Consider the following 20,874-nt stretch of genomic DNA (forward strand, 5'->3'; position numbering starts at 1 on the left):
GCCTCCAGTACACAGAATGTGGTCCACCCAGCGGACCAAGTCTGCTCCAGTCTACTGAGGCATCAGATCTCCGCGCCCACGAATTGGCTGTTGTACAGACGGAAGTACGCGCCGCGGGATTCGAGCAGAGCCTCATGGCTCCCCTGCTCCACGATCCGGCCTTCCTCCATCACCACGATCAGGTTCGCATCACGAATTGTCGAAAGACGGTGCGCGATGACAAAGCTGGTGCGGTCGTTGCGCAGAACCGCGGTGGCGCTCTGGACCAGCAGTTCGGTGCGTGTGTCCACCGAACTGGTCGCCTCGTCGAGGATCAGGATGGACGGCTGCGAGATGAAGGCGCGGGCGATAGTGATGAGCTGCTTCTCGCCTGCACTGACGTTGCTGCCTTCCTCGTCGATGACCGTGTCGTAACCCTCAGGCAGAGAGTGCACGAACTTGTCGACGTAGCTCATCTCGGCCGCACGACGAATCTCCTCGTCGGTGGCACCAGGCTTGCCGTAGGCGATGTTCTCGCGGATGGTTCCACCGAACAGCCACGAGTCCTGCAGAACCATGCCGATCCGTGAGCGCAGATCGTCTCGCGTCATGTCGGCGATGTCGATGCCGTCCAAAGTGATTCGGCCCGAATTGAGTTCGTAGAACCGCAGGATGAGGTTGACGAGGGTGGTCTTGCCGGCGCCGGTGGGTCCGACGATCGCAACCATCTGGCCCGGCTCGGCAGTCAGGGACAGGTCCTCGATCAGCGGCTGTTCCGGCTTGTAACTGAAGGTGACGTTCTCGAACTTGACGCGACCCTTGTCGACCGTGGGCGACTTCGCACTCTTCGGGTCCTCCGACTGCTCCTCTTGGTCGAGCAGCGCGAAGACCCGCTCGGCCGAAGCGACGCCGGACTGCAGCAGATTGGTCATCGACGCGATCTGCGTGAGCGGCTGGGTGAACTGCCGCGAGTACTGGATGAACGCTTGCACGTCGCCGAGGGTCATCGTTCCGGATGCGACGCGCATGCCACCCACCACTGCGATGGCGACGTAGTTGAGGTTGCCGAGGAACATCACGGCCGGCATGACCAGACCGGAGATGAACTGCGCCTTGAAACTCGACTCGTACAGATCCTCGTTCTGCTTGCGGAAGCGCTCCTCGACCTCCTGCTGGCGGCCGAACACCTTGACCAACTCGTGACCGCTGAATGCTTCCTCGACCTGTGCATTGATTCCGCCGGTGCTCTTCCACTGCGCGACGAAGTGCTTCTGCGAACGTTTCGCGATGAACGCCGTGACCATGATCGACAGCGGAACAGTTGCCACTGCAATCAGGGCGAGCAACGGTGAGATCCACAGCATCATCACCAGAATGCCCAGGACGGTCATCACCGACATGACCAACTGGCTGAGCGTCTGCTGCAAGCTCTGCGCGACATTGTCGATGTCATTGGTCACGCGCGAGAGTACGTCACCGCGGGCATGGGTATCGAAGTACCGCAAGGGAAGTCGATGAATCTTCTGTTCGACGTCCTCACGCAGCCGACGAACGGTCCGTTGCACAACGATGTTGAGCAGATACGCCTGCAGCCAACTGAACAGCGACGCGCAGACGAACAGCAGCAGCACGATCATCAAGACCTTGCCGACGGCGTCGAAATCGATTCCGGTTCCGGGCACAACGGCCATGCCGGACACCATGTCGGCGAGTTGACCCTGCCCCGAAGCGCGCAATCCTTCGACAGCCTGTTCCTTTGTCGTCCCCGGCTGGAGTTGCTTACTGACGATGCCGTCGAAGATCAGATTGGTGGCGTTTCCCAGGATCTTCGGCGCGATCGAGGAAAGTACGACGCTTGCCGTCACCAAAGCGAAGATCAGGATGACGATCGGCTTGTCCGGGCTCAAGCGACCGAGGAGACGCTTGAGCGAAGGGCCGAAGTTCATGGCCTTCTTGGTGGGATCGCCGCCGCCGGGCGGGCCGATGGGAGGCGAGGAAGTCGGTCGATTACTCATGATGCGTCCTGTACGGCTAGCTGAGAGGCGACGATTTCGCCGTAGGTGGGACAACTGACCACGAGTTCGTCGTGCGTGCCGATCCCCACGATGGCGCCGTCGTCGAGCACGATGATCTGATCGGCCTCGACGATGGTGGAGATACGCTGCGCGACAACGACGATGCAGGCGCCTTGCGTGACCGGCCGGAGCGCCGCACGCAGCCTTGCGTCGGTAGTGAGGTCGAGTGCCGAGAAGGAATCGTCGAACAGATAGATCTGCGGCTTACGCACCAACGCTCTGGCGATGGCGAGTCTCTGACGCTGACCGCCCGATACCGTCGTACCGCCTTGTGCCACCGGTGTGTCCAGGCCTTCTGGCATGGCGCGGACGAAGTCGGCAGCTTGGGCGATCTCGAGGCACTCCCACAGCCATTCGTCGGTAGCTTCGGGGTTTCCGTAGCGGAGATTGGTGGCGACAGTGCCGGAGAACAGATACGGCTTCTGCGGGACCAGACCGATCACCGAGCAGAGCAGCTCCGTGTCGATGTCGCGGACGTCGACGCCGCCCACCGATACCGACCCGGAGGTGGAGTCGATCAAACGCGGAATCAGGTTGAGCAGAGTGGTCTTTCCCGAACCGGTGCCGCCGATGATCGCCGTCGTCTTGCCTGGTTCGGCGCGGAAGGTGATGTCGCGCAACACTGGCTCCTCGGCTCCGGGGAACTGGAACTGAGCTCCACGAAGTTCGACGACGCCCGGGTCCTTCAACTCCAGGACCGGATTCTCGGGCGGAATCACCGACGAATCGGTGTCGAGTACCTCGGAGATACGTTCGGCGCACACCGACGCACGCGGCAGCATCACCGCCATGAAGGTGGCCATCATGACGGCCATCAGGATCTGCATGATGTAGCTGAGCATCGCGGTGAGCGAGCCGATCTGCATCGACCCCTCGTTGATCTGATGGCCACCGAACCAGATGACCGCGACGCTGGTGACATTGCTGATCAGCATCACGAGCGGGAACATCAGTGCCATGAGGCGGCCGACGCCGAGTGCAGTCTCCGTCAGTTCGCGGTTGGCGTCGCCGAAACGCTCTACCTCGTACGGTTCCCGTACAAACGCTCGGACGACGCGGATGCCCGTGATCTGTTCGCGAAGAACACGGTTGACGGCGTCGAGGCGGCCCTGCATGACCCGGAATCCGGGGACCATCCGGGCGATCAGGAAACCCATCGAGACTACGAGGAGCGGGACGCTGATCCCGAGGATCCAGGAAAGATTCAGGTCCTGGCGCAGAGCCATGATGATGCCGCCGATACACATGATCGGCGCCATGACGAGGATGGTGCAACTCATCACGACCATCATCTGCACTTGCTGGACGTCGTTGGTATTGCGGGTGATCAGCGAAGGCGCACCGAAGTGCCCGACCTCCCTGGCCGAGAACGTCCCGACCTGATGCAGCACCGACGCTCGGAGGTCGCGCCCGACGCCCATGGCGACTCGTGCTCCGAAGAAGACGGCACCCACCGAGCACAGGATCTGCGTCAGCGTGACCATCAGCATCATCCCGCCGGTGGAGAGGATGTAGCCGGTGTCGCCTTTGGTCACGCCGTTGTCGATGATGTCGGCGTTGAGACTCGGAAGGTAAAGGGCCGCCATAGTCGAAATAAACTGCAGGACGACAACGCCCGTGAGTTCACCCCGGTACGGCCTCAGATAAGTGCGCAGCAGCCTGATCAGCATAGTGAGCGAAGGTTACCAATCCTGGCCGACATGTGCCGCTGGATATTTCGATACACAAAAACAGCTGTGCGCCTTTATTAACCGCGGGGGGTTAATAAAGGCGCACAGCAGAGATCAAGCAGATGCGGACTGCAGTTCCGCTTCCTTCTCGTCACGGAGGGCCTTGCTGAGCTTCTCACCCTCGATGTCGACGTTCGGCAGAATCTTGTCCAGCCACTTCGGCAGCCACCACGCCTTGTCGCCGAGCAGTGCCATGACGGACGGGATGATCACCATGCGCACGATGAAGGCGTCGAAGAACACCGCCGCGGCGAGCGCGAATCCGATCGACTTGATGAACGAGTTCGGTTCTGCGATGAAGGCACCGAACACGGAGATCATGATGACCGCGGCCGCACTGACCACGCGGGCACCGTGGTTGAAGCCGATTGTCACGGCCTCCTTCGCGCTCGCACCGTGGACGTACTCCTCACGCATACGCGTCACGAGGAACACCTGGTAGTCCATCGCCAACCCGAACACCACGCCGATCAGGAAGATCGGCATGAAACTCACGAGCGGTTGTGGGTTCGAGATGATGCCCAACCAACCGTGCTGGAAGATCGCCACCGTCGCACCGAATGTCGCGAGCACGCTGAGCAGGAAGCCGAGCGTCGCCGTCAGCGGAACCAGGATCGAACGGAACACCAAGAGCAACAGAATGAATGCAAGGCCGACCACTACGGCAAGGTAGGGCACCAATGCATCCTTCAGCGTGTCCGAGACGTCGCCTTCGAGTGCGGTCTGACCGGTGATGCCGTAGCTGACGCCGATCGAATCGTTGAGTCCCGCTTCTGCTCCGCGGAGGCTGCCCACCAGATCCATCGTGGCCGGATCGGTCGGTCCGCTCTTCGGAGTGATCAGTACCTGCGCGGTGTTGCCGGCCTCGTTGACTCCGACGACCTGTGCGTTCTGGACGTCACCGAAGCTCGAGATGGTCGAGACGACCTCCGCAAAGGCCTCCCCGGCGGGGACGCTGGCATCCTTGGCGTCGACAACGGCGATCAGCGGTCCGTTGCGGCCGTCACCGAAGCCCTCGTCGATCAGGTCGTACGCCTGACGCGCACTGGTCGCCGGGTCACCGGTGGCCTCCGACGGCAATGCCAGGCTCAATCCCGTTGCGGGCAGAGCCAATGCGCCCAGAAGGACTACTCCACCGATCAGCGGCACGAGCGGACGACGAACGACGGCGGTGATGAAGCGCAGAGCCAGCTTCGGCTTGCCTGAATCATCGTTTTCGGACTCCTCCGCACGCTTGCTGAGGAAGGGAATCTTGCCGGCAAAAGCCTTGCGCCCGAACATACCCAGGATCGCGGGCAGCAAGGTCAATGCGATCAGGACCGCGATCAGCACCGTGAAGGCCGCTGCCGCACCCATGTCCGAGAGGAACGGGATACCGACGACACGCAAGGCAACGAGCGCGATGATGACTGTCAAACCGGCGAATACCACTGCGGAACCGGCGGTTCCGACGGCGCGACCTGCTGCTTCGGCACGGTTGTCGGTGAGGGTGAGCTCATGCCTGAACCTGGACATGATGAACAGCGAGTAGTCGATCGCCACGGCCAGACCGATCATGATCGCCAGCGTCGGAGTCATCGAACTGAGATCCATGAATCCGGTGGCAACCGTGATTCCAAGGCTGCCGATAGCGATACCGATGATCGCGGTGAGGAGCGGAAGCCCCGCGGCCACAAGCGAACCGAACGTGATGGCCAGAACGACAGCGGCAACGGCGATACCGATCAGCTCGGTGACACCACCGGGCATCTCCGCTTCCTGAGCAGCAGAACCACTGACCTGGACATTGAGTCCCTCGGCCCGACCGACATCGGCTGCGGAGTTGATCGAATCACGCAACGCCTGATCGAGATCGGCGAAGTCACCGCTGAACGGAACCTCGACGTACCCGACCGTGCCGTCGGCACTGAGCGGCGACAACGCGCGCGCGTCGTCCACGGCCTGCGTCTCGGAAGTTCCAGCCGCAGCAGCCTTTTCCTTGAACATCGCAACCATGGAGTCGTTGCCGGTAACCGGATTGACCAACGCCTTCGCGGCCTGTTCCGGAGTGGCAGTCGCCGGGTCCACCTTGGCGGAGTCGGCGACCTTGTCGATGCCACGAATACTCGCGAGCATGTCGTCCATGGCCTTGACGTTCGCCGGATCGGCCAGCGTCGTGCCCGCCGGAGCTTGCACTACGTATCGCGCGCTCAGCGAATCCATCGGGTTGGGCGCGTCGGGAAAACGCTCCGCCATCAGGTCTTGCGCCTGCTGTGCCGGGGTTCCCGGAATGGAGAACGAATCCTTGGTGGGGCCGGACAGAGTGGCTGCCCCGACGCCCATCAGGACCAGGATTATCAGCCAAACGCTGAGGACCGCGCCTTTTCGCCGGTAGGCGAACTTGCCGATCCGATAAAGATAGGTGGCCACGACGGGCTCCTTGCTGTTTCGGTGCGTGTACGTGGACAGGTATTACGTGTGGGGCTCAGAGACGGGACATCTCAGGGACGCGACATCTCAGGGGCGGGCGGCGGCGCGGGCAATCCGGCACGAATCTGCCGAAAAGCGTCGTGAACCAACTCTTCCGGACTGGAAGCCTCCGACTTTCCGCCAGTCCAGACGTCGATCACCGATTTAGCGGCTCCGCCCACCGCTCCGAGGAGGAGCGTCGGGTACAGGTCCTTCTCGGCGTCGGTACCGGTGCGTTCCGCCAATGCCTGAACGACTGCACGGTTGATCCGCTGATGCATGTCTGCGGCATCCCGGTAGAGCGCGGGACTCGAATCCGACAGCAGCCAGATACTTGCCTTCTCACTCCCACTCGGACCTGAGTCGTTCACGATTTCGACCACAAGTTCTTCGAGGACGTCGAGAATTGGTTCGTCCGCGGGCCGCGACGCAAGCGCCTCGATCCACAGGTTCACCGATTCCTCGAAACTGGCGAGCACTGCCTCCTCCTTGCTGGAGAAGTAGTTGTGGAACGTCCTCGTCGACACTCCGGCCTCGGAGGCGATCGCGTCAGCGGTGACGCATTCGATCCCCAGCGCACGAGCGAGCCGTGCTGCCGCGCCACTGAGTGCGGCACGGGTTGCTGCCTTCTTGCGGTCGCGAAGGCCTTGTTCGATGATCACTCCAACACGGTACCCAACTTGCAGAGCTCTGCAACTTTGCAGAGGTCTGCAATATTGTGCGATCGAACACACAGCGCGGAAACTCGAGGCGTACCTCACACTCACGCACGGCAAATGCCTGAACAGTGCGACAGAGAGAGTTGTGAGCAGCTCCACGGCGTGACGCCCACTGCCAAGTTGACGCGTGAATCAACATGGCCTGACATACTTTGCGGTGAATTAACCGCAATGTGCTCGGCGAAGGAATCTGATGGACCCGCTCCTGCATACCTGGCCGGTTTCGTCCACGGTAATGCTGTGGGGATCGAAGTCCGGACGAGGCTCCGTACTACGTCTCGTCCGTCTCACCATCGGATTCTGCTCACTCAATTTCTCGATCGTGGCGTTCCTGTTTCTCCTCAGCGGAGAGGGCCCGGACGGACCGTTTGCGCGCAGTTGGCTCGTCGGCATTGCGACCGTCAACCTGATCCCCACGATTCTCTGGTTTGTCGGCCGAATCAGAGGTTCACGCATGCTCAAGCTCTACGGTCTGTGGGCGGATCTCGGAACTGCCTCGATTCTCATCACCTTCACCAGCCATAACGCCGCCCTTTTCGGCGCGGCACTCTTTGTGGCCACCGGCGCCTACTTCACCTATTTTCTCGACCGCCGCTGGCTGGCATTCCACCTCGCCTTTGCCACGACGTTTGTCATCGCCCTGACCGTGCTCGGCCTGACGAACGGCGACTACTCGGCAACCAGCGTGATTGCACGCACCGACGTCGTACTGTGTGCCGTGATCTTCATTCCGGCCACCATTCAATTCACCTGGCGGCAATTACTCTCGCGCGCAACGGGATCCAAGGTGGATGTACTCACCGGACTCCTGAACCGGCGAGGGCTGTGGGACATGTCGGAGCGTATCTGGTCGGTCGCGTCGGCAAATCGTGCCGACATTGCTGTTGCCGTCGTCGACATCGACAAGTTCAAGGCTGTGAACGACACCTTCGGTCACGAAGTCGGTGACGCCGTCATCATCCGGACAGGAACGCGCCTGCAGGAGCATGTGAACGGTTTCGGCTACGCCGCGCGCACCGGCGGCGAGGAGTTCACCGTTGTGATGATCGGCACCCCGTACGGACTTCGCAAAAGAATCGCGACACTGCCCAAAGCCGTCGTGAACGCTTCCGACGACCCCTTGGCCACGGTCAGCGTCGGAGCAGCGACGCTACCTTTCATCCCGCATCAGGAAGAGTTCGACTACAACGAGTTCTCCCGAGCAATCGTTGCGGCCGATCATCTGATGTACGACGCAAAATCCGCGGGAGGCAACACTGCGAACACTGCTCCTATGACTGTTCCACGTCGACGGGCACCCTGAAACCGGGCTGTATCAGCGCCGATTCCACGCCTCGGGATCTGCCGTCAGTTCGTGAATGAACTCGGGCAACTCTCCACCTGCTACATCGGTGAGTGTGACATTTTCGAGCACAGCACGGAGGTTGACGCGCACTGCAATCCACACCTCCTTGAGGGGCGTCGCCGGCCCCCCGTAGTCGACGTCTTCCGGTCGCTGACCCCGAATCGAAGCAAGCGGTCCTTCGACGGCTCGTATGACGTCGGCAATCGTGATCTCGTCCGCGGACCGAGCGAGCCAGTATCCCCCGTCCGGGCCTCGACGGCTGTTGACCAAGCCGCCGCGCCGCAGGTCCGAGAGCACCGCTTCCAGGAACTTGTGGGGTATGACCTGGGATTTGGCGAGAAACTCGGCCTTGGCCGGGTCAGGACCTACTGCCGCGAGCTCGACCAGAGTCCGCACGGCGTAGTCCACCTTCGCGGTGATATGCACCGGCAATTCCTACCATCGTTCTATGAATAGTCGCAACAAACCTGCGAGTTCTTCGCCGCAAAGGGTTCCATGGCGTTACATTTTGATGCATGATGTAACGATCGAAGCTAGAGAACAGGACAAATCGCGTGTGGGAAACCCTTCTCGAATCATGGAAGTCACTTCTCGAACCGCTCCATGATCCAGTCACGCTCGCAATCCCCGCGTTTGTCATCTTCCTGGCAATCGAATGGTTCGCGGCCCGCGCTCTCGAGGATCATCCCGACGACGCCGACGGACGCGCACGACCCGCGGAAGGCGGCTACCGAAGCATCGACGCCAGAACCAGCGTTCTGCTCGGACTCGTGTCGATCGCAACGAGCACCTTCTGGAAAGTGCTGGCGCTGATCGGCTATTCCGCAATCTGGGTGTATCTCGCTCCGTGGCACCTCTCGCCGACTGCCTGGTACACCTGGGTGATCCTGCTGCTCGGAATCGACGTCCTCTATTACGCGTATCACCGCATCGCACACCGAGTTCGAGTCATCTGGGCCACACACCAGGCTCACCATTCGAGCGAGTACTTCAATTTCAGCACCGCACTGCGGCAGAAGTGGAACAACAGCGGTGAGATCATCATGTGGTTGCCGTTGCCGTTCCTCGGGATCCCGCCGTGGATGGTGTTCGTCGGCTTCTCCGTCAGCCTCGTCTACCAGTTCTTCGTCCACACCGAACGTGTCGGAAAACTCTGGCGGCCCATCGAATTCATCTTCAACACGCCGTCACACCATCGCGTCCACCACGGCTCCGACGCCGAGTACCTCGACCGCAACTACGCCGGAATCCTCATCATCTGGGACCGGATGTTCGGAACCTTCGCAGCCGAAACCCACCGCCCCACCTACGGACTCACGACGCCGGTCGGAACGTACAACATCTGGAAGCTCCAAACGCGCGAATATGCTGCCATTGCTCGCGATTGGAAGGCGTCGACATCGTGGCGGCAGCGAGCCGGCTACGTGTTCGGCCCGCCCGGCTGGGCGCCGAAAGCCGAGGTCACTTCAGCAGAATCCACAGCCCCGTCGCACTGAGCAGGAGCAGAGCGACCGCGAGAGTTGCTCCCATACCCAAAGCGGGCGTTGCCTTTTCGGCCGAAAACTGGGCCAACCGCCTGGGCCGCGACCGACGTTCGTAGACCGTCACCGCGACGACGAGCACGGCAGCGACGGACGGGCCGATCAGGGCCACCGACCCGAACGGCGGCAACCATCTCAGACAGGCGGCAGACAAGCCGAGGATCGACAGACTCGTACGCACGAACGAGAGCGATGTGCGCTCGGACTGCAAGCCCTTGTCCGGAGGCTTGACACCTTCCGACGGTTCCAGCGCGGTCAATCAGTTCACGACCTCGACCACCAGGACGGTCGCGCAGATCACCAGCACGATGCCGACGACCGGCGCCATGAGCGGCACCGGCAACGAGCGCTCAGTTCGCAGTGCACGCTCGGCGCTGATCCAGTGGACAAAGGAAGTGATGGCGATCAGAGCACCGCCGACGAGCAACAACGCGGCCAAGCCGGCACGAACCGTCGGGTCGAGAATGTCGCCGCCGAACGCTTCGAGTCCGACGCCCGACGCGACGAAGGCCGTTGCAGTGCGGATCCAAGCCAGATATGTCCGCTCATTGGCGAGCGTGAACCGTGGATCGGGGTCTTCGCCCGTTCGGAACGGTCTCCACCGGGGCATCACCTGTTCATTCCGTCCGGGCAGAAATCGCACACTGCCTTCGGAACGGACAACAAGAAAGGAAGGTCATGTCCTTAATCTTCCCTGCCCGCCCCGAAGCAGTGCGAATCGGGTAGACGTAATTCAGCTCGCGGCGAGTGAGACGAGGAAGTCCACCGATCCACTGGCGTCGACGGTGACAAAACCGAGGGACGGGGGTTCAACTCCGAAATCGGTCCAGGTGACCGGAATCGAGCCCGATGCGATCAGCGAATCACCCGAATGCAGCACGGTCATGTCGACCGACACCGGCTTGGACTGACCTTTGAGTGTCAAGGTGCCAGACACCGTGACCGTCGCCGTTGTTCCGTCCGTCGGCACAGCAGCCAAGTCCACCGGCGAGTCGATCGTGAACGTCGCCGTCGGATACGTGCTGGTATCCATCACATTGCCCGTGAACTGGCCGTCGCGCCGATCCGAGTCGGTCTTGATGCTTGCCACCTGCACCGTCACTTCGCCTGAAGTGAGCTTTTCACCCTCGACAACCGCGTTTCCGCTCACCTCGCCGGTGGTTCCGACGACGGTCACACTCGATCCGTTCAGAATCTCGTGCACGGTGTATCCCGCTGCCGTCTGGTTGTCCCCCTGCCCGGCGACGACGGTCCACTGCCCGTCGATCGATCCGGACGCCGCTTCTGCGCCCTGAGTGGATACCACGGCCGCCGGCGCATCGTCTTCAGCGATGAATTTCCCGTACGCCCACGGCCCCACAAGCAGGGCGAGTACGACCACAACTACTGCTCCGCCGATCCACCAGATCTTTTTCATGGGTTCGACGATAGTTGCAGCTTCAACGATTGTCAGGACTTACGACCTGGGAGAACCCTGTGAAAGCGCTCCACGAACACCGAAAGTGGGCACACCCACAGCCATTAGTAATCATTTGGTAAAGTGGTTTTTGCATTCCGGCCCCCAGCCTGGAGTGCCTGGGCCGTGCGCATCGAATCATGCATCGATCCCGATGCGCACGGTCTGCCCGAAACACGAATCACACCGATCGGGGGAGCTCGCAATGGCGGACCTGACGCTCCTGACCGACGACGAGTTACGCGAGCGTCGGATCGCCCTCAGTCGATCCCTCACTACCGCAGCAGATTTGATCCCCACCCCGCCACCCTCGTTCTTCGAGAAGCTGAAGCAGGACATCGATGCCGCCGCTGCAGAGTGGATCGCTCGCCGCTCCTGAACTTCGTCAACCTGTGAATGTCCACCGGAGGACGGCCCCTCCCCCATAAGACTTAGTGCGGCTTCCGATCTCCTCCGAAGTCCAGCGCTGTCCTCGTCCGAATGGCGGACTGGCCGGTCGTCCGATGGTCCAGTCGGAGCGTGTCCGTCCTGACGGTCGGCAGCGCTCGCACGCCAGGTTTACCACACAAAAAAGCTCCCCACCTGCGTGAACAGGTGGGGAGCTTTGGCGGTGGCGGAGGGATTTGAACCCTCGGACGGGGGTTACCCGTCACACGCTTTCGAGGCGTGCTCCTTAGGCCGCTCGGACACGCCACCGTTGGTGACTTTACCGGATGGAGTGCCCGTGGCCGAAATCGCCAGGTGGAGCGGTATTACGTGAGCTTGTCCTTGATGCTGGATGCGGCGTCCTTGACCTTCTCGCCGGCATCCTTGACGGCCGATTTCACCTGGTCGCCTTTACCTTCGTTTTCGAGGTCCCGGTCACCGGTAGCGCTGCCAGCAGCTTCCTTGGCCTTGCCCCCGAGGTCTTCGGCCTTGTTCTGAGCCTTGTCTGCGATTCCCATGAGTACTCCTCTGTGAACGCGAACGAATCACCTTCCGGCGATTCGCCGATACCCTGACGGCATCTGATCTCCACCATGCCCGTGATTACCGGTTCCGGCTACCCGAGTGTGCGATCACTCTCGATGGGGAATACCGATTTCAGGCCCGCTGCTCGCGGAAGAAATCTTCCAAAAGCCCAGCGCATTCGTCCTCGAGGACCCCGCCGCGCACCTGCGGCCGATAGGTCAATCTTTTATCTCGAACTACGTCCCATAATGATCCGACGGCTCCGGTTTTCGGCTCCCACGCCCCGAAAACGACCCGAGAAACCCGGGCGAGGACCAGAGCGCCCGCACACATCGTGCAGGGCTCGAGGGTGACGGCCAGCGTCGCACCTTCCAGGCGCCAGCCGTCGCCGTAGATTTTTGCGGCAGCACGCAACGCGAGGATTTCGGCGTGCGCGGTCGGATCGGACGACGCTTCCCTTGCATTGGAGGCCCGAGCAACTTCGACGCCGTCTGCGTCGAACACCACTGCCCCGACCGGGACGTCTGCGTCGGAGGCGGAACGTGCGGCCACGATGGCCGCACGGATCATGCGCTGATCGTCAGCGAGAGTCATCTAGCGCGGGAGCTTGTCGAGCGCTACGCCGAACTCGGATGCGAACCCGAGTCGCTGCGCGATCATCCCCAACTGCTCGTCCGGATAAAGATCGGTCTCGGCCGCGATGACGGCGAGCACGGGTTCCGGCAGGCCCAGATCGGCCAGCACGGACAGATCGCCCTCTTCCCAGGGTTCGACGTCGTCGAGGTCGTCCGGATCGATGTCGGGGATCTCGATGTGCAAGGCGTCGAGGACGTCAGCTGCGATGTCGTAGTCGATGGCGGCGGTCGCGTCGGAAATCAGCAACTGCGTGCCGGACGGCGCCGGACGCAACACGATGAAGAACTCGTCGTCGACGTCGAGAAGACCGAAGACGGCACCCGAACTTCGCAGCTCACGCAGCTGCGTTTCGGCGGCCGAGAGCGAGGTCAACGCGTCGGGCGTCAATGCCTTGACCGTCCAACGCCCCTCTTCACGGACCACCGCGACACCGAAGCCTTCAAGCTCCTCCGACTGGTTCGAAGAGGCGCTCTTGTTACCCGCGCGCTGTGCACCCATGGCGCAACGGTAGCCCGCCTGGTGCCAGTGAGTGAAGTCCGAGCATCGATGTGCCAACCTGAACTCGTGTCTGCGATCGATTCCGCCCCACCAGTCTGCGTTCTCGGCCTCGGATTGATCGGCGGTTCGCTACTTCGCGCCGCCGTCCGATCCGGCCGTCAGGCGTGGGGTTACAACCGTTCCAGCGAGTCCGCCGACGCGGCCCGAGCCGACGGTTTCGACGCCGACACCGATCTGGTTTCAGTGCTGCAGAGAGCGAACGAGAGCGGTGCGATCATTGTGATCGCCGTGCCGATGCCTGCCGTCGACGCCACCTTGGAGGCAATCGCCGCGCATGCGCCGAACAATCCCATCACGGACGTCGTCAGCGTCAAGGGCGAAGTGAAGGCCGCGGTCGAACGAGCGGGCTTGAGCGCCAAGTTCGTGGGCGGTCATCCGATGGCGGGGACGTCAGCTTCGGGTTGGGCGGTCGGGGATGCCGATCTGTTCGTCGACGCGGTGTGGGTCGTTGCCACCGACAACGGCGTCGACGCAGACGTGTGGTCGCAGGTCGCCGACCTTGCACTCGACTGCGGCTCGGTGGTCGTGCCGGCCGAATCTCTCGAGCACGATCGAGCTGTTGCACGTATCTCGCACCTGCCCCACCTACTGGCGGAAACACTCGCGATCACCGGAGCTGCCGGCGGCGAACTGGCCCTTGGGCTGGCCGCCGGGTCATTTCGCGACGGCACCCGCGTAGCCGGGAGCGCTCCTGGCCTGGTGCGGGCGATGTGCGAGGGCAACCGTGACGCCCTGCTGGTCGCGCTGGACGAAGCGCTCGACCTTTTGCAGGGTGCACGCACCGATCTGCTCGACAACGGCTCCACGGCACGATTGGTGGACGCAGGGTTCGCTGCGCGCGGCGCTTACGAGTCGCACGAGCGTTGGGACATCGAAGACCTTCGGGTCGGAGAACCCGACTGGATCGAGCGGATGCGGGACGCCGGTCGACGCGGTGGTGTCATCCGGCGATCCGAAACCTAGAGGTACGAAACCTAGATTCGAGTTGCCAGACCCGGGTAGTCGAGGACAAAGCCTTCGGTATCGACGGCCAGCGTCGAGCTGGACACCGGGGACAGCACACTGATTCCGTCGGTGCCGCTGCTGTAGGTGATGGTCGCACCCTCGACGCGCAGGTCGAGAAGGTTGACGTAGACGACCGGGACCTCGGCGTCTTCGATGTCGTTCTGCAAGCCGACGCGGCGGATGGGCAGCGTGTTGAAGAACGGGCTGAGGATCACGTCGACATCGAGTGCGCCATCGAACGCAGAGCGCTGGTGACTGGCGCCGTTCTCGACCATCCAGGTGCCTTCTTCGTCCCGACTGATCGACATCTGACGCTCACCGGCGGCCAGGGCGGTCCGCACCGACAGCCTGCGGGTGATGCCGGCCTCGTCGGTGACCAGGTCGTATGACGCGCTGAATGCAGGGTGCTCACTGCAGGCTCCACCGATGATCCGGCCGGAAGCCTTGATGCGATTTCCGTTCAGCTGCACACGAACAGACTCCATACGAGGAGCGTTGTGGGCCTGCCAGGTCAATACCGCGGGCCAGGACGCGTCACCGGAAGGTTGGATGCTCACCCGACCACGGTAATGGACGAACGGGCGCGGAGCACCGCTGGTTCGGGTTATTGCTTCGATCAGGGACCTTTTAGGGACTTCGATCGGCCCCGAAGATCTCGATGTAAGCCGTTTCACAACGCTTCTTCCGCCAGGAGCACCCCGCAGACCGAATAGTTGGCAAACGGTGTCGGAGTTCTCGAGTACCGTGCTTCTAGGTCGGTTCGTGAGGAAGGGTGCTGTGACGTCGTCGCGGAGCATGGTGGGTTTGTTTGCCGGTATCGGCGGGCTCGAGTTGGGGCTCTCGGAACATGGGTGGAACACCGAACTGCTGTGTGAAATCGATCCGGGCGCCCAGGCAGTTCTCCGTTCGCGTTTCGCCGACGTGCCGTTGCACGGCGACGTCACCAAACTGCGTGCGCTGCCCAGCGACATCGAATTGGTGGCCGCCGGTTTCCCCTGCCAGGACCTCTCTCAGGCCGGCAAAACGGCGGGCATCACCGGCGCACGCTCAGGCCTGGTGGACGAGGTGTTCCGTCTGGTCAAGCGCAAGAAAGGCCCGCGCTGGCTGTTGATCGAGAACGTTCCGTTCATGCTGCAACTCGGCAAGGGCGCTGCCATGCGGCACATCACCGACGCTCTCGAAGACCTCGGATACACCTGGGCATACCGGGTGGTCGACGCCCGCGCCTTCGGACTCCCCCAGCGCCGCCAGCGCGTCATCATGCTTGCCTCGCGCACGGACGATCCTCGCGAAATCCTGTTCGGCCAGGACGCCGGCGAGCGCCTGGGAGGTGATCCCGCGGACTACCCCTGCGGCTTCTACTGGACCGAAGGCACCCGCGGACTCGGATGGGCCGTCAATGCGGTGCCGACGCTCAAGGGCGGCTCGTCCGTCGGCATCCCCAGCCAGCCGGCGGTCCGGTTGCCGTCCGGTGAGATCGTCACTCCCGGCCTCGTCGACGCCGAACGCCTGCAGGGTTTCGATCCCGACTGGACGCTTCCGTCCGTCGAGGTTCCCGGCCTACGCCACAGCCACCGATGGAAGCTCGTCGGCAATGCCGTGAGCGTGCGGATGGCGTCGTGGGTCGGTGGCCGGCTGAACGATCCCATCGAATACGACGCCGCGGGCGAGACGCCACTCGAACCGGGCGACGCGTGGCCGAGTGCGGCGTGGGGCCGTAACCGCCAAGCCTTCCGCGTCCATACCTCGACCTGGCCGGTCCAGTACGACTACGAGGATCTGAGCGGTTTCCTCGAGGACACGCGGTTGCTGTCGGCGCGGGCCACAGCCGGCTTCCTCAAGCGCGCACGCATGGGCAATCTTCGGTTCATCCCCGGTTTCATCGAGGACGTCGAAAGCCATCTCGAGCGGATGGGCGGATACCCCGAGGCCGCGGCATGACGGAATCACTGTTCCCCGAACCTGAAACGCTATTCCCCGAACCGCTGTTTTCCGAGCCGGAACACGAACCACTGTGGAGCGCACTGCAACTCGCGGGCGACAAGCCTCCGGCCGACGCCGATCGCGGCGAGAAGAAGAACTACGCCCAGCGACTCTCCAATCAACTGGCACAGACGGTGGCCGACGCTCTGCGTCCGCTGTATCCCAACATCACCCCGACAGCGTCCGGCGAAGGCCAGGAGGCAACCGTTGATGTCGCCAAGGGCCGAAAGCGCTTGGACGTCAAGGCACTCGACCCCACTCTCGGCCTGATCCTCTGCGTCTCCATCAAGACGTACAACTTCCAGGACTACAGTCCCCGCAGCGGAAAACTTGGACGGTGGACCAAGAACATCGTCCGCAACGACCACGAATTGCGTGGCGAGGCAATGGTTCTGCATCAGCGTCAGCCGTACAGCGTGTTGGTCGCCGTCATGTTCGAGCCGTACGCCACGTGCGACGACGGCGACCCGACCAAGACCAGCGACACCGGCAAATCCTCTTTTGCACACCACGTCACGACGCTCTCGAAGCGCTCGGGCCGGGGCAAGCGCGCGGTGGTCGGCGTTCCAGGAAAGGCCTGGGTGGATCTCGGCGCCGAGGACACCCGCTACGACCTCTTCGAGAAGGTCTACATCGGACTCTACGAACCCGATGGCGCGGTTCGGTTCTTCGACGTCGACGAGCCGCCGCCGCGCAACGGCCGGCCCACCGAAGCTCAGACGCTCTCGTTCACCGACTTCGTGACCGTCGTGCACGGTGAAGTGGAGCGTCGCAACAGGTTTGCGCCCACCTGGTCCGATCCCGAAGACAGCGACGATTCCGACGGCTGAGGGAACCACGGTGCCTGCGACGGATCCTGCCACCAGCGCTCGGATGAGCGCTCAGCGTCGGCGCGACACCAAACCTGAAATTGCACTTCGACGCGAGCTTCATCGGCGGGGACTCCGGTACTTCGTGGACCGGGCGCCTGTCAAAGGTGTTCGCCGACGCGCTGATCTGGTGTTTCCGCGCCGCAAAGTCGCGGTGTTCGTGGACGGATGCTTCTGGCACAGCTGCCCGCAGCATGCGACGTTTCCCAAGAACAACGCGCAGTGGTGGACGGACAAGTTGGCCGCCAACGTGGTTCGAGACCGCGACACCGATGCACGTCTGGCAGAGCAGGGTTGGACCGTCATCCGCATCTGGGAGCACGAAGATCCGCTGGTAGCAGCCGAACGCGTCCAGAAAGCCCTGCTCGGTCCGTAAGCTCGATTTCGTGAAGGAACGCAACGTTGCGCGGTGGGGTTTGGTGGCTGCGCTGGCTCTGGGCGGAATTGTCTACTCGTCGTGGATTCTCGAATTCTTCCTCGACACCGGCCTCGACCCGGTGACATCGTTCCTCAGCGAACTCGATGCCGAGAACCAGAAATACCGTGACGTCTTCGGCAATGCCGACGTCCTGTCCGCGATCTTGATGTTGATCTCCGGAGCGCTGGGTCTGCTGATCACGCCCAGGCGCAGGCTCTACGTCACGGGCTGGATTGCACTTGCAGTGTTCGGCATCGCCACAATCGCCGACGCGTCGTTCCCTCTCGAATGCTCGGGCGAGGGTTGCCCGTCGAGCGCACCCGACGGTCTACTTCCGCAGCTCCACCATGTTCACGCATTGACGAGCAGCGTGGCGGTGTTCGCGATCTTCACCGCGATGATCGCATTCACCGTGGGAGCGTTCAGGTATCGCGAACACCGGTCCTTGCGTACGACCGGCCTGACCATTTTGATCCTGACTTCCCTTGCGACGGTGTGGATGTTGACGACCAACAGCATCGAAGTCTCCGGCGGCGGTAATCTCGGACTGGGTATCGCTCAACGCGCACAGGTGCTGGGGATGTCGTTGTGGTTGTGCACCCTGGCATTTGCGATGTCGAGGCCGCCAGCCACCGGGCTCCCGGCGTCGCCACGCTGACAGGTTTTCCGGCAACCGATTCGGGCGATCCTGGAACTACAACTGAAAATGGCTGCCCCGAACTAGCGAAGGTGTGCCCATGTCTCTCGCGTCGTCGTTCTTCGCCCATCCACACCAGGCGTTCACTGCCGGTTTCTACCGCAACGAGTCCTTCGACTTCGAGCTACGAGTCGTTCTCGGGCAAGCCACCTACGGCGCGGCAGATACCGGCGAAGTGCTCTCGGCCATCGCTCATGTCGGCGAGAAAGACCTCGAGGGCTGGTACGAGGCCTGGTTCGACCTCGGCACACGAGTATTCGGGCACGCCGATGAGGCGGCCGAGGCCGGGCATTCACGAAGCGCGTCCAACGCGTACCTGCGGGCGGCGTCGTACTTCGGTGTGGCGATCAACGCCGTAGACGGTCTCAGCGACGATTCGGTTCTGGTCCCCACTTTCAAACGTCACCGACAAGCGTGGGACCGCTTCGTCGACACCACCGCCCAGCCCGTCGAACGCGTCCGGATCCCTTACGAGGACACCTACTTGCCCGGGTACTTCTTCCGGCCGCCCGGCGACGTGCGACGGCCGACGTTGATCATGGTGAACGGTAGCGACGGCCCGATCAGCGGACTGTGGGGCAGCGGCGGCGCCGGGGCCCTCGAACGGGGCTACAACGTGTTGATGTTCGACGGACCCGGTCAACAGTCGATGCTCTTCGAGCGCAACATCCCGTTCCGTCACGACTGGGAAGCCGTCATCACGCCCGTCGTCGACTACCTCGTGGACCGGCCGGACGTCGATGCGTCGAAGCTGGCGATCTACGGGATCAGTCAGGGCGGTTACTGGGTACCGCAGTCGTTGGCGTTCGAGCATCGGATCGCGGCAGCGATCGCCGATCCGGGGGTCGTGGACGTGGCCGCGTCGTGGCTCGCCCATATCCCCAAGAACATGCAGAAGCTGCTCGACGAGGGGAAGTCGGAGGCCTTCGACCGCGACATGGCGATGGGGATGAAGTTCTCCAAGGACACCGCCCGGATCTGGCGTTTCCGAGCGCGTCCGTACCTCGCCGACGGTTACTACAACACTCTCGCCGAGGTTCGGAAGTACCACCTCGAACACGTCGCCGGCTCGATCTCCACTCCCCTGCTCATCACCGATCCGGAAGGCGAGCAGTTCTGGCCCGGTCAATCCAAGCGGCTTGCCGCCCTATCCGGCGGACCGACGACGGTGGTTCCCTTCACCGCTGCCGAAGGCGCGAACTTCCACTGTCAGCCCATGGCGAGGCGTCTGACGGATCAGCGAATGTTCGACTGGCTCGACGAGCAGTTGGATCTCTGAATCAGGACACTTTCTCCTTTTTCGTCAAGAGAGTGGCGAGCATCGGCAGCAGTAGAACGGTGATCGCACCGGCCGCGACAAGAATCGACGCGTTGTCCGAGGACATCTGATGCGCGTCGACGGCAGCGCCCGTGACCGCCACGATCATGGGCAGACCGGTAGCCCCGTACAACGCGACTTGCGCACTTTCGCGCGTGGTGAAGGGCGGCTCGACCTTCTCGAACTTGGTCACGAAGAACACCGGCACGCCGCGGACGACAACGATCAGGATCAAAAACGCAATCAGTATGCCGGGACTGGCGGCGACCGCCGAGACGTCGATTGCCATGCCTGAAGTGATGAAGAAGATCGGGATGAGGAACCCGAAGGCGATCCCGTCGAGCTTGATCTCGAGGCGCTCGTCGCCCTCTGGCATCAGCCGCCGCAGGATGAAGCCGGCGGCAAACGCACCGAGAATGACGTCGAGTGAGAACACAGCCGACAGCACTCCGAGGCTGACCAACAACAGAACGGTGAGGCGGACCGTCGTCTGCGCCGTGGTGTCCGCCCCTGCCCGCACCAGCCGATGTGTCCACGAGCCTTCGTGAATCAGCTTGCCGGGCAGCACCGCCACGATGATGGCGATCAAGGCGAAGACGGCAAGAACGATCAGCGACAGGACGGCACCACGGGCACTCAGCAGCACCGCCATCGCGACGACCGGCCCGAGTTCGCCGACGGCCCCGTGATTGAGGACCGTCTTGCCCAAGCGTGTGTCGAGGAGTTTGTTGTCCTTGAGGATCGGCAACAGCGTGCCCAGTGCGGTCGACGTCATTGCGATGGCAACAGCGGCTTCCGCGGAGATCACGTTCCTCATGCCAAGCAGCGCGACCACCGTGAACGCCAACGCGAGGCAGAACAGCCACGTGTAGAGCGCTCGACGTCCGCCGCGCCCACTGAGTTCCTGTCGGTCGATCTCGTAGCCGGCGAGCAGGAACAGCATGCCGAGGCCGAGTTCGCGGAGGATTCCGATCGCTTCGCTGTCAGCGGCGATGTTGAGGGCGAACGGCTCGACCACTGCGCCCGCGACCAGTAGCAACACCACTTCGGGAACCAGTCGACGGGGGATCAAGCCCGCGACTATCGGCGCGATGGCCGCGATCAGCGCAATCCAGAACAGCGACGAGGCAATTGAAGGCACGGATC

22 protein-coding genes and 1 tRNA gene are annotated in these 20,874 nt (G+C 62.5%); 9 read left to right on the forward strand and 14 right to left on the reverse strand.

The features are described 5' to 3' along the window. Positions 1-62: 62 nt before the first annotated feature. The 4 genes from ACKAMS_RS29435 to ACKAMS_RS29450 form a co-directional block, all read right to left on the reverse strand. On the reverse strand, positions 63-1,994 hold the full coding sequence (locus ACKAMS_RS29435; protein WP_408989951.1) for an ABC transporter ATP-binding protein: 1,932 nt from the start codon (positions 1,992-1,994) through the stop codon (positions 63-65). Further along, positions 1,991-3,724: an ABC transporter ATP-binding protein gene (locus tag ACKAMS_RS29440; RefSeq protein ID WP_408989952.1), complete on the reverse strand. Its 1,734-nt coding sequence runs from the start codon at positions 3,722-3,724 to the stop codon at positions 1,991-1,993. Before ACKAMS_RS29440 ends, ACKAMS_RS29435 begins: the two co-directional genes overlap by 4 nt. Positions 3,725-3,838: 114 nt before the next feature. Then, positions 3,839-6,193, reverse strand: a complete 2,355-nt coding sequence (locus ACKAMS_RS29445; protein ID WP_019746493.1) for an MMPL family transporter — start codon at positions 6,191-6,193, stop codon at positions 3,839-3,841. Positions 6,194-6,264: 71 nt separating this feature from the next. Further along, on the reverse strand, positions 6,265-6,894 hold the full coding sequence (locus ACKAMS_RS29450; protein WP_007731646.1) for a TetR/AcrR family transcriptional regulator: 630 nt from the start codon (positions 6,892-6,894) through the stop codon (positions 6,265-6,267). Between the two features lie 250 nt (positions 6,895-7,144). Between ACKAMS_RS29450 and ACKAMS_RS29455 the strand changes: the two genes are divergently transcribed. Further along, positions 7,145-8,254, forward strand: a complete 1,110-nt coding sequence (locus ACKAMS_RS29455) for a sensor domain-containing diguanylate cyclase (protein WP_070796524.1) — start codon at positions 7,145-7,147, stop codon at positions 8,252-8,254. Positions 8,255-8,266: 12 nt separating this feature from the next. Here the strand turns inward: ACKAMS_RS29455 and ACKAMS_RS29460 are convergent, their stop codons facing one another. After that, on the reverse strand, positions 8,267-8,722 hold the full coding sequence (locus ACKAMS_RS29460; RefSeq protein WP_003943908.1) for an Rrf2 family transcriptional regulator: 456 nt from the start codon (positions 8,720-8,722) through the stop codon (positions 8,267-8,269). A 128-nt stretch (positions 8,723-8,850) separates the two neighbouring features. Here ACKAMS_RS29460 and ACKAMS_RS29465 point away from each other — a divergent pair, with 128 nt between their 5' ends. Next, positions 8,851-9,792, forward strand: a complete 942-nt coding sequence (locus ACKAMS_RS29465) for a sterol desaturase family protein (protein WP_408989953.1) — start codon at positions 8,851-8,853, stop codon at positions 9,790-9,792. Here the strand turns inward: ACKAMS_RS29465 and ACKAMS_RS29470 are convergent. From ACKAMS_RS29470 to ACKAMS_RS29480, 3 genes are all read right to left on the reverse strand, one after another. Beyond that, positions 9,758-10,096, reverse strand: a complete 339-nt coding sequence (locus ACKAMS_RS29470; RefSeq protein WP_003943794.1) for a DUF202 domain-containing protein — start codon at positions 10,094-10,096, stop codon at positions 9,758-9,760. The two genes, ACKAMS_RS29465 and ACKAMS_RS29470, sit on opposite strands and share 35 nt — an antisense overlap. After that, positions 10,097-10,447, reverse strand: coding sequence for a YidH family protein (locus tag ACKAMS_RS29475; RefSeq protein WP_210377943.1), 351 nt, complete (start codon positions 10,445-10,447; stop codon positions 10,097-10,099). Positions 10,448-10,570: 123 nt separating this feature from the next. After that, complete coding sequence (locus tag ACKAMS_RS29480; RefSeq protein ID WP_019746487.1) at positions 10,571-11,254, reverse strand: YceI family protein; 684 nt, start codon at positions 11,252-11,254, stop codon at positions 10,571-10,573. A gap of 244 nt (positions 11,255-11,498) precedes the next feature. On the opposite strand from ACKAMS_RS29480, the gene ACKAMS_RS29485 reads away from it, so the two are divergent. Continuing rightward, positions 11,499-11,672 (forward strand): hypothetical protein, encoded by a 174-nt coding sequence (locus ACKAMS_RS29485; protein WP_003943953.1) that lies wholly within the window; start codon positions 11,499-11,501, stop codon positions 11,670-11,672. A 226-nt stretch (positions 11,673-11,898) separates the two neighbouring features. On the opposite strand, the gene ACKAMS_RS29490 is transcribed toward ACKAMS_RS29485, so the two are convergent. The 4 genes from ACKAMS_RS29490 to ACKAMS_RS29505 form a co-directional block, all read right to left on the reverse strand. After that, positions 11,899-11,989: transfer RNA gene (locus tag ACKAMS_RS29490), tRNA-Ser, on the reverse strand. A gap of 56 nt (positions 11,990-12,045) precedes the next feature. After that, a complete protein-coding gene (locus tag ACKAMS_RS29495) occupies positions 12,046-12,237 on the reverse strand; it encodes a CsbD family protein (protein ID WP_003943869.1) in 192 nt (63 codons plus the stop codon). Between the two features lie 139 nt (positions 12,238-12,376). Then, positions 12,377-12,838 (reverse strand): nucleoside deaminase, encoded by a 462-nt coding sequence (locus tag ACKAMS_RS29500; RefSeq protein WP_047271540.1) that lies wholly within the window; start codon positions 12,836-12,838, stop codon positions 12,377-12,379. Continuing rightward, positions 12,839-13,378 carry a tRNA adenosine deaminase-associated protein gene (locus tag ACKAMS_RS29505; protein WP_047888780.1) on the reverse strand — a complete coding sequence of 180 codons (540 nt, stop codon included), beginning with the start codon at positions 13,376-13,378 and terminating at the stop codon, positions 12,839-12,841. A 48-nt stretch (positions 13,379-13,426) separates the two neighbouring features. Between ACKAMS_RS29505 and ACKAMS_RS29510 the strand changes: the two genes are divergently transcribed. After that, the gene (locus ACKAMS_RS29510) at positions 13,427-14,401 is read left to right on the forward strand and encodes a prephenate dehydrogenase (RefSeq protein WP_256064856.1); all 975 of its coding nucleotides are present in this window, start codon (positions 13,427-13,429) and stop codon (positions 14,399-14,401) included. Between the two features lie 11 nt (positions 14,402-14,412). Here ACKAMS_RS29510 and ACKAMS_RS29515 read toward each other — a convergent pair whose 3' ends face one another. Continuing rightward, positions 14,413-15,000: a putative glycolipid-binding domain-containing protein gene (locus tag ACKAMS_RS29515; RefSeq protein WP_019746484.1), complete on the reverse strand. Its 588-nt coding sequence runs from the start codon at positions 14,998-15,000 to the stop codon at positions 14,413-14,415. A 238-nt stretch (positions 15,001-15,238) separates the two neighbouring features. Between ACKAMS_RS29515 and ACKAMS_RS29520 the strand changes: the two genes are divergently transcribed. The 5 genes from ACKAMS_RS29520 to ACKAMS_RS29540 all read left to right on the forward strand — a co-directional run bounded on the left by ACKAMS_RS29520 (position 15,239) and on the right by ACKAMS_RS29540 (position 19,689). Beyond that, entirely contained in the window at positions 15,239-16,384 is a 1,146-nt protein-coding gene (locus tag ACKAMS_RS29520; RefSeq protein WP_174531793.1) for a DNA cytosine methyltransferase, read from the forward strand. Beyond that, entirely contained in the window at positions 16,381-17,256 is an 876-nt protein-coding gene (locus ACKAMS_RS29525; RefSeq protein WP_019746482.1) for a hypothetical protein, read from the forward strand. Before ACKAMS_RS29520 ends, ACKAMS_RS29525 begins: the two co-directional genes overlap by 4 nt. 10 nt (positions 17,257-17,266) lie before the next feature. Continuing rightward, positions 17,267-17,671, forward strand: a complete 405-nt coding sequence (locus ACKAMS_RS29530; protein WP_019746481.1) for a very short patch repair endonuclease — start codon at positions 17,267-17,269, stop codon at positions 17,669-17,671. Between the two features lie 10 nt (positions 17,672-17,681). Continuing rightward, on the forward strand, positions 17,682-18,371 hold the full coding sequence (locus ACKAMS_RS29535; protein WP_070385918.1) for a DUF998 domain-containing protein: 690 nt from the start codon (positions 17,682-17,684) through the stop codon (positions 18,369-18,371). Positions 18,372-18,450: 79 nt separating this feature from the next. Further along, a complete protein-coding gene (locus tag ACKAMS_RS29540; RefSeq protein ID WP_197941357.1) occupies positions 18,451-19,689 on the forward strand; it encodes a S9 family peptidase in 1,239 nt (412 codons plus the stop codon). A gap of 1 nt (position 19,690) precedes the next feature. On the opposite strand, the gene ACKAMS_RS29545 is transcribed toward ACKAMS_RS29540, so the two are convergent. Further along, positions 19,691-20,869 carry a cation:proton antiporter gene (locus tag ACKAMS_RS29545; RefSeq protein WP_408989954.1) on the reverse strand — a complete coding sequence of 393 codons (1,179 nt, stop codon included), beginning with the start codon at positions 20,867-20,869 and terminating at the stop codon, positions 19,691-19,693. Between the last annotated feature and the right edge of the window lie 5 nt (positions 20,870-20,874).

Origin of the sequence: Rhodococcus sp. 5A-K4 (assembly GCF_046097995.1) — a bacterium.
Taxonomy (GTDB): domain Bacteria; phylum Actinomycetota; class Actinomycetes; order Mycobacteriales; family Mycobacteriaceae; genus Rhodococcus_F; species Rhodococcus_F erythropolis.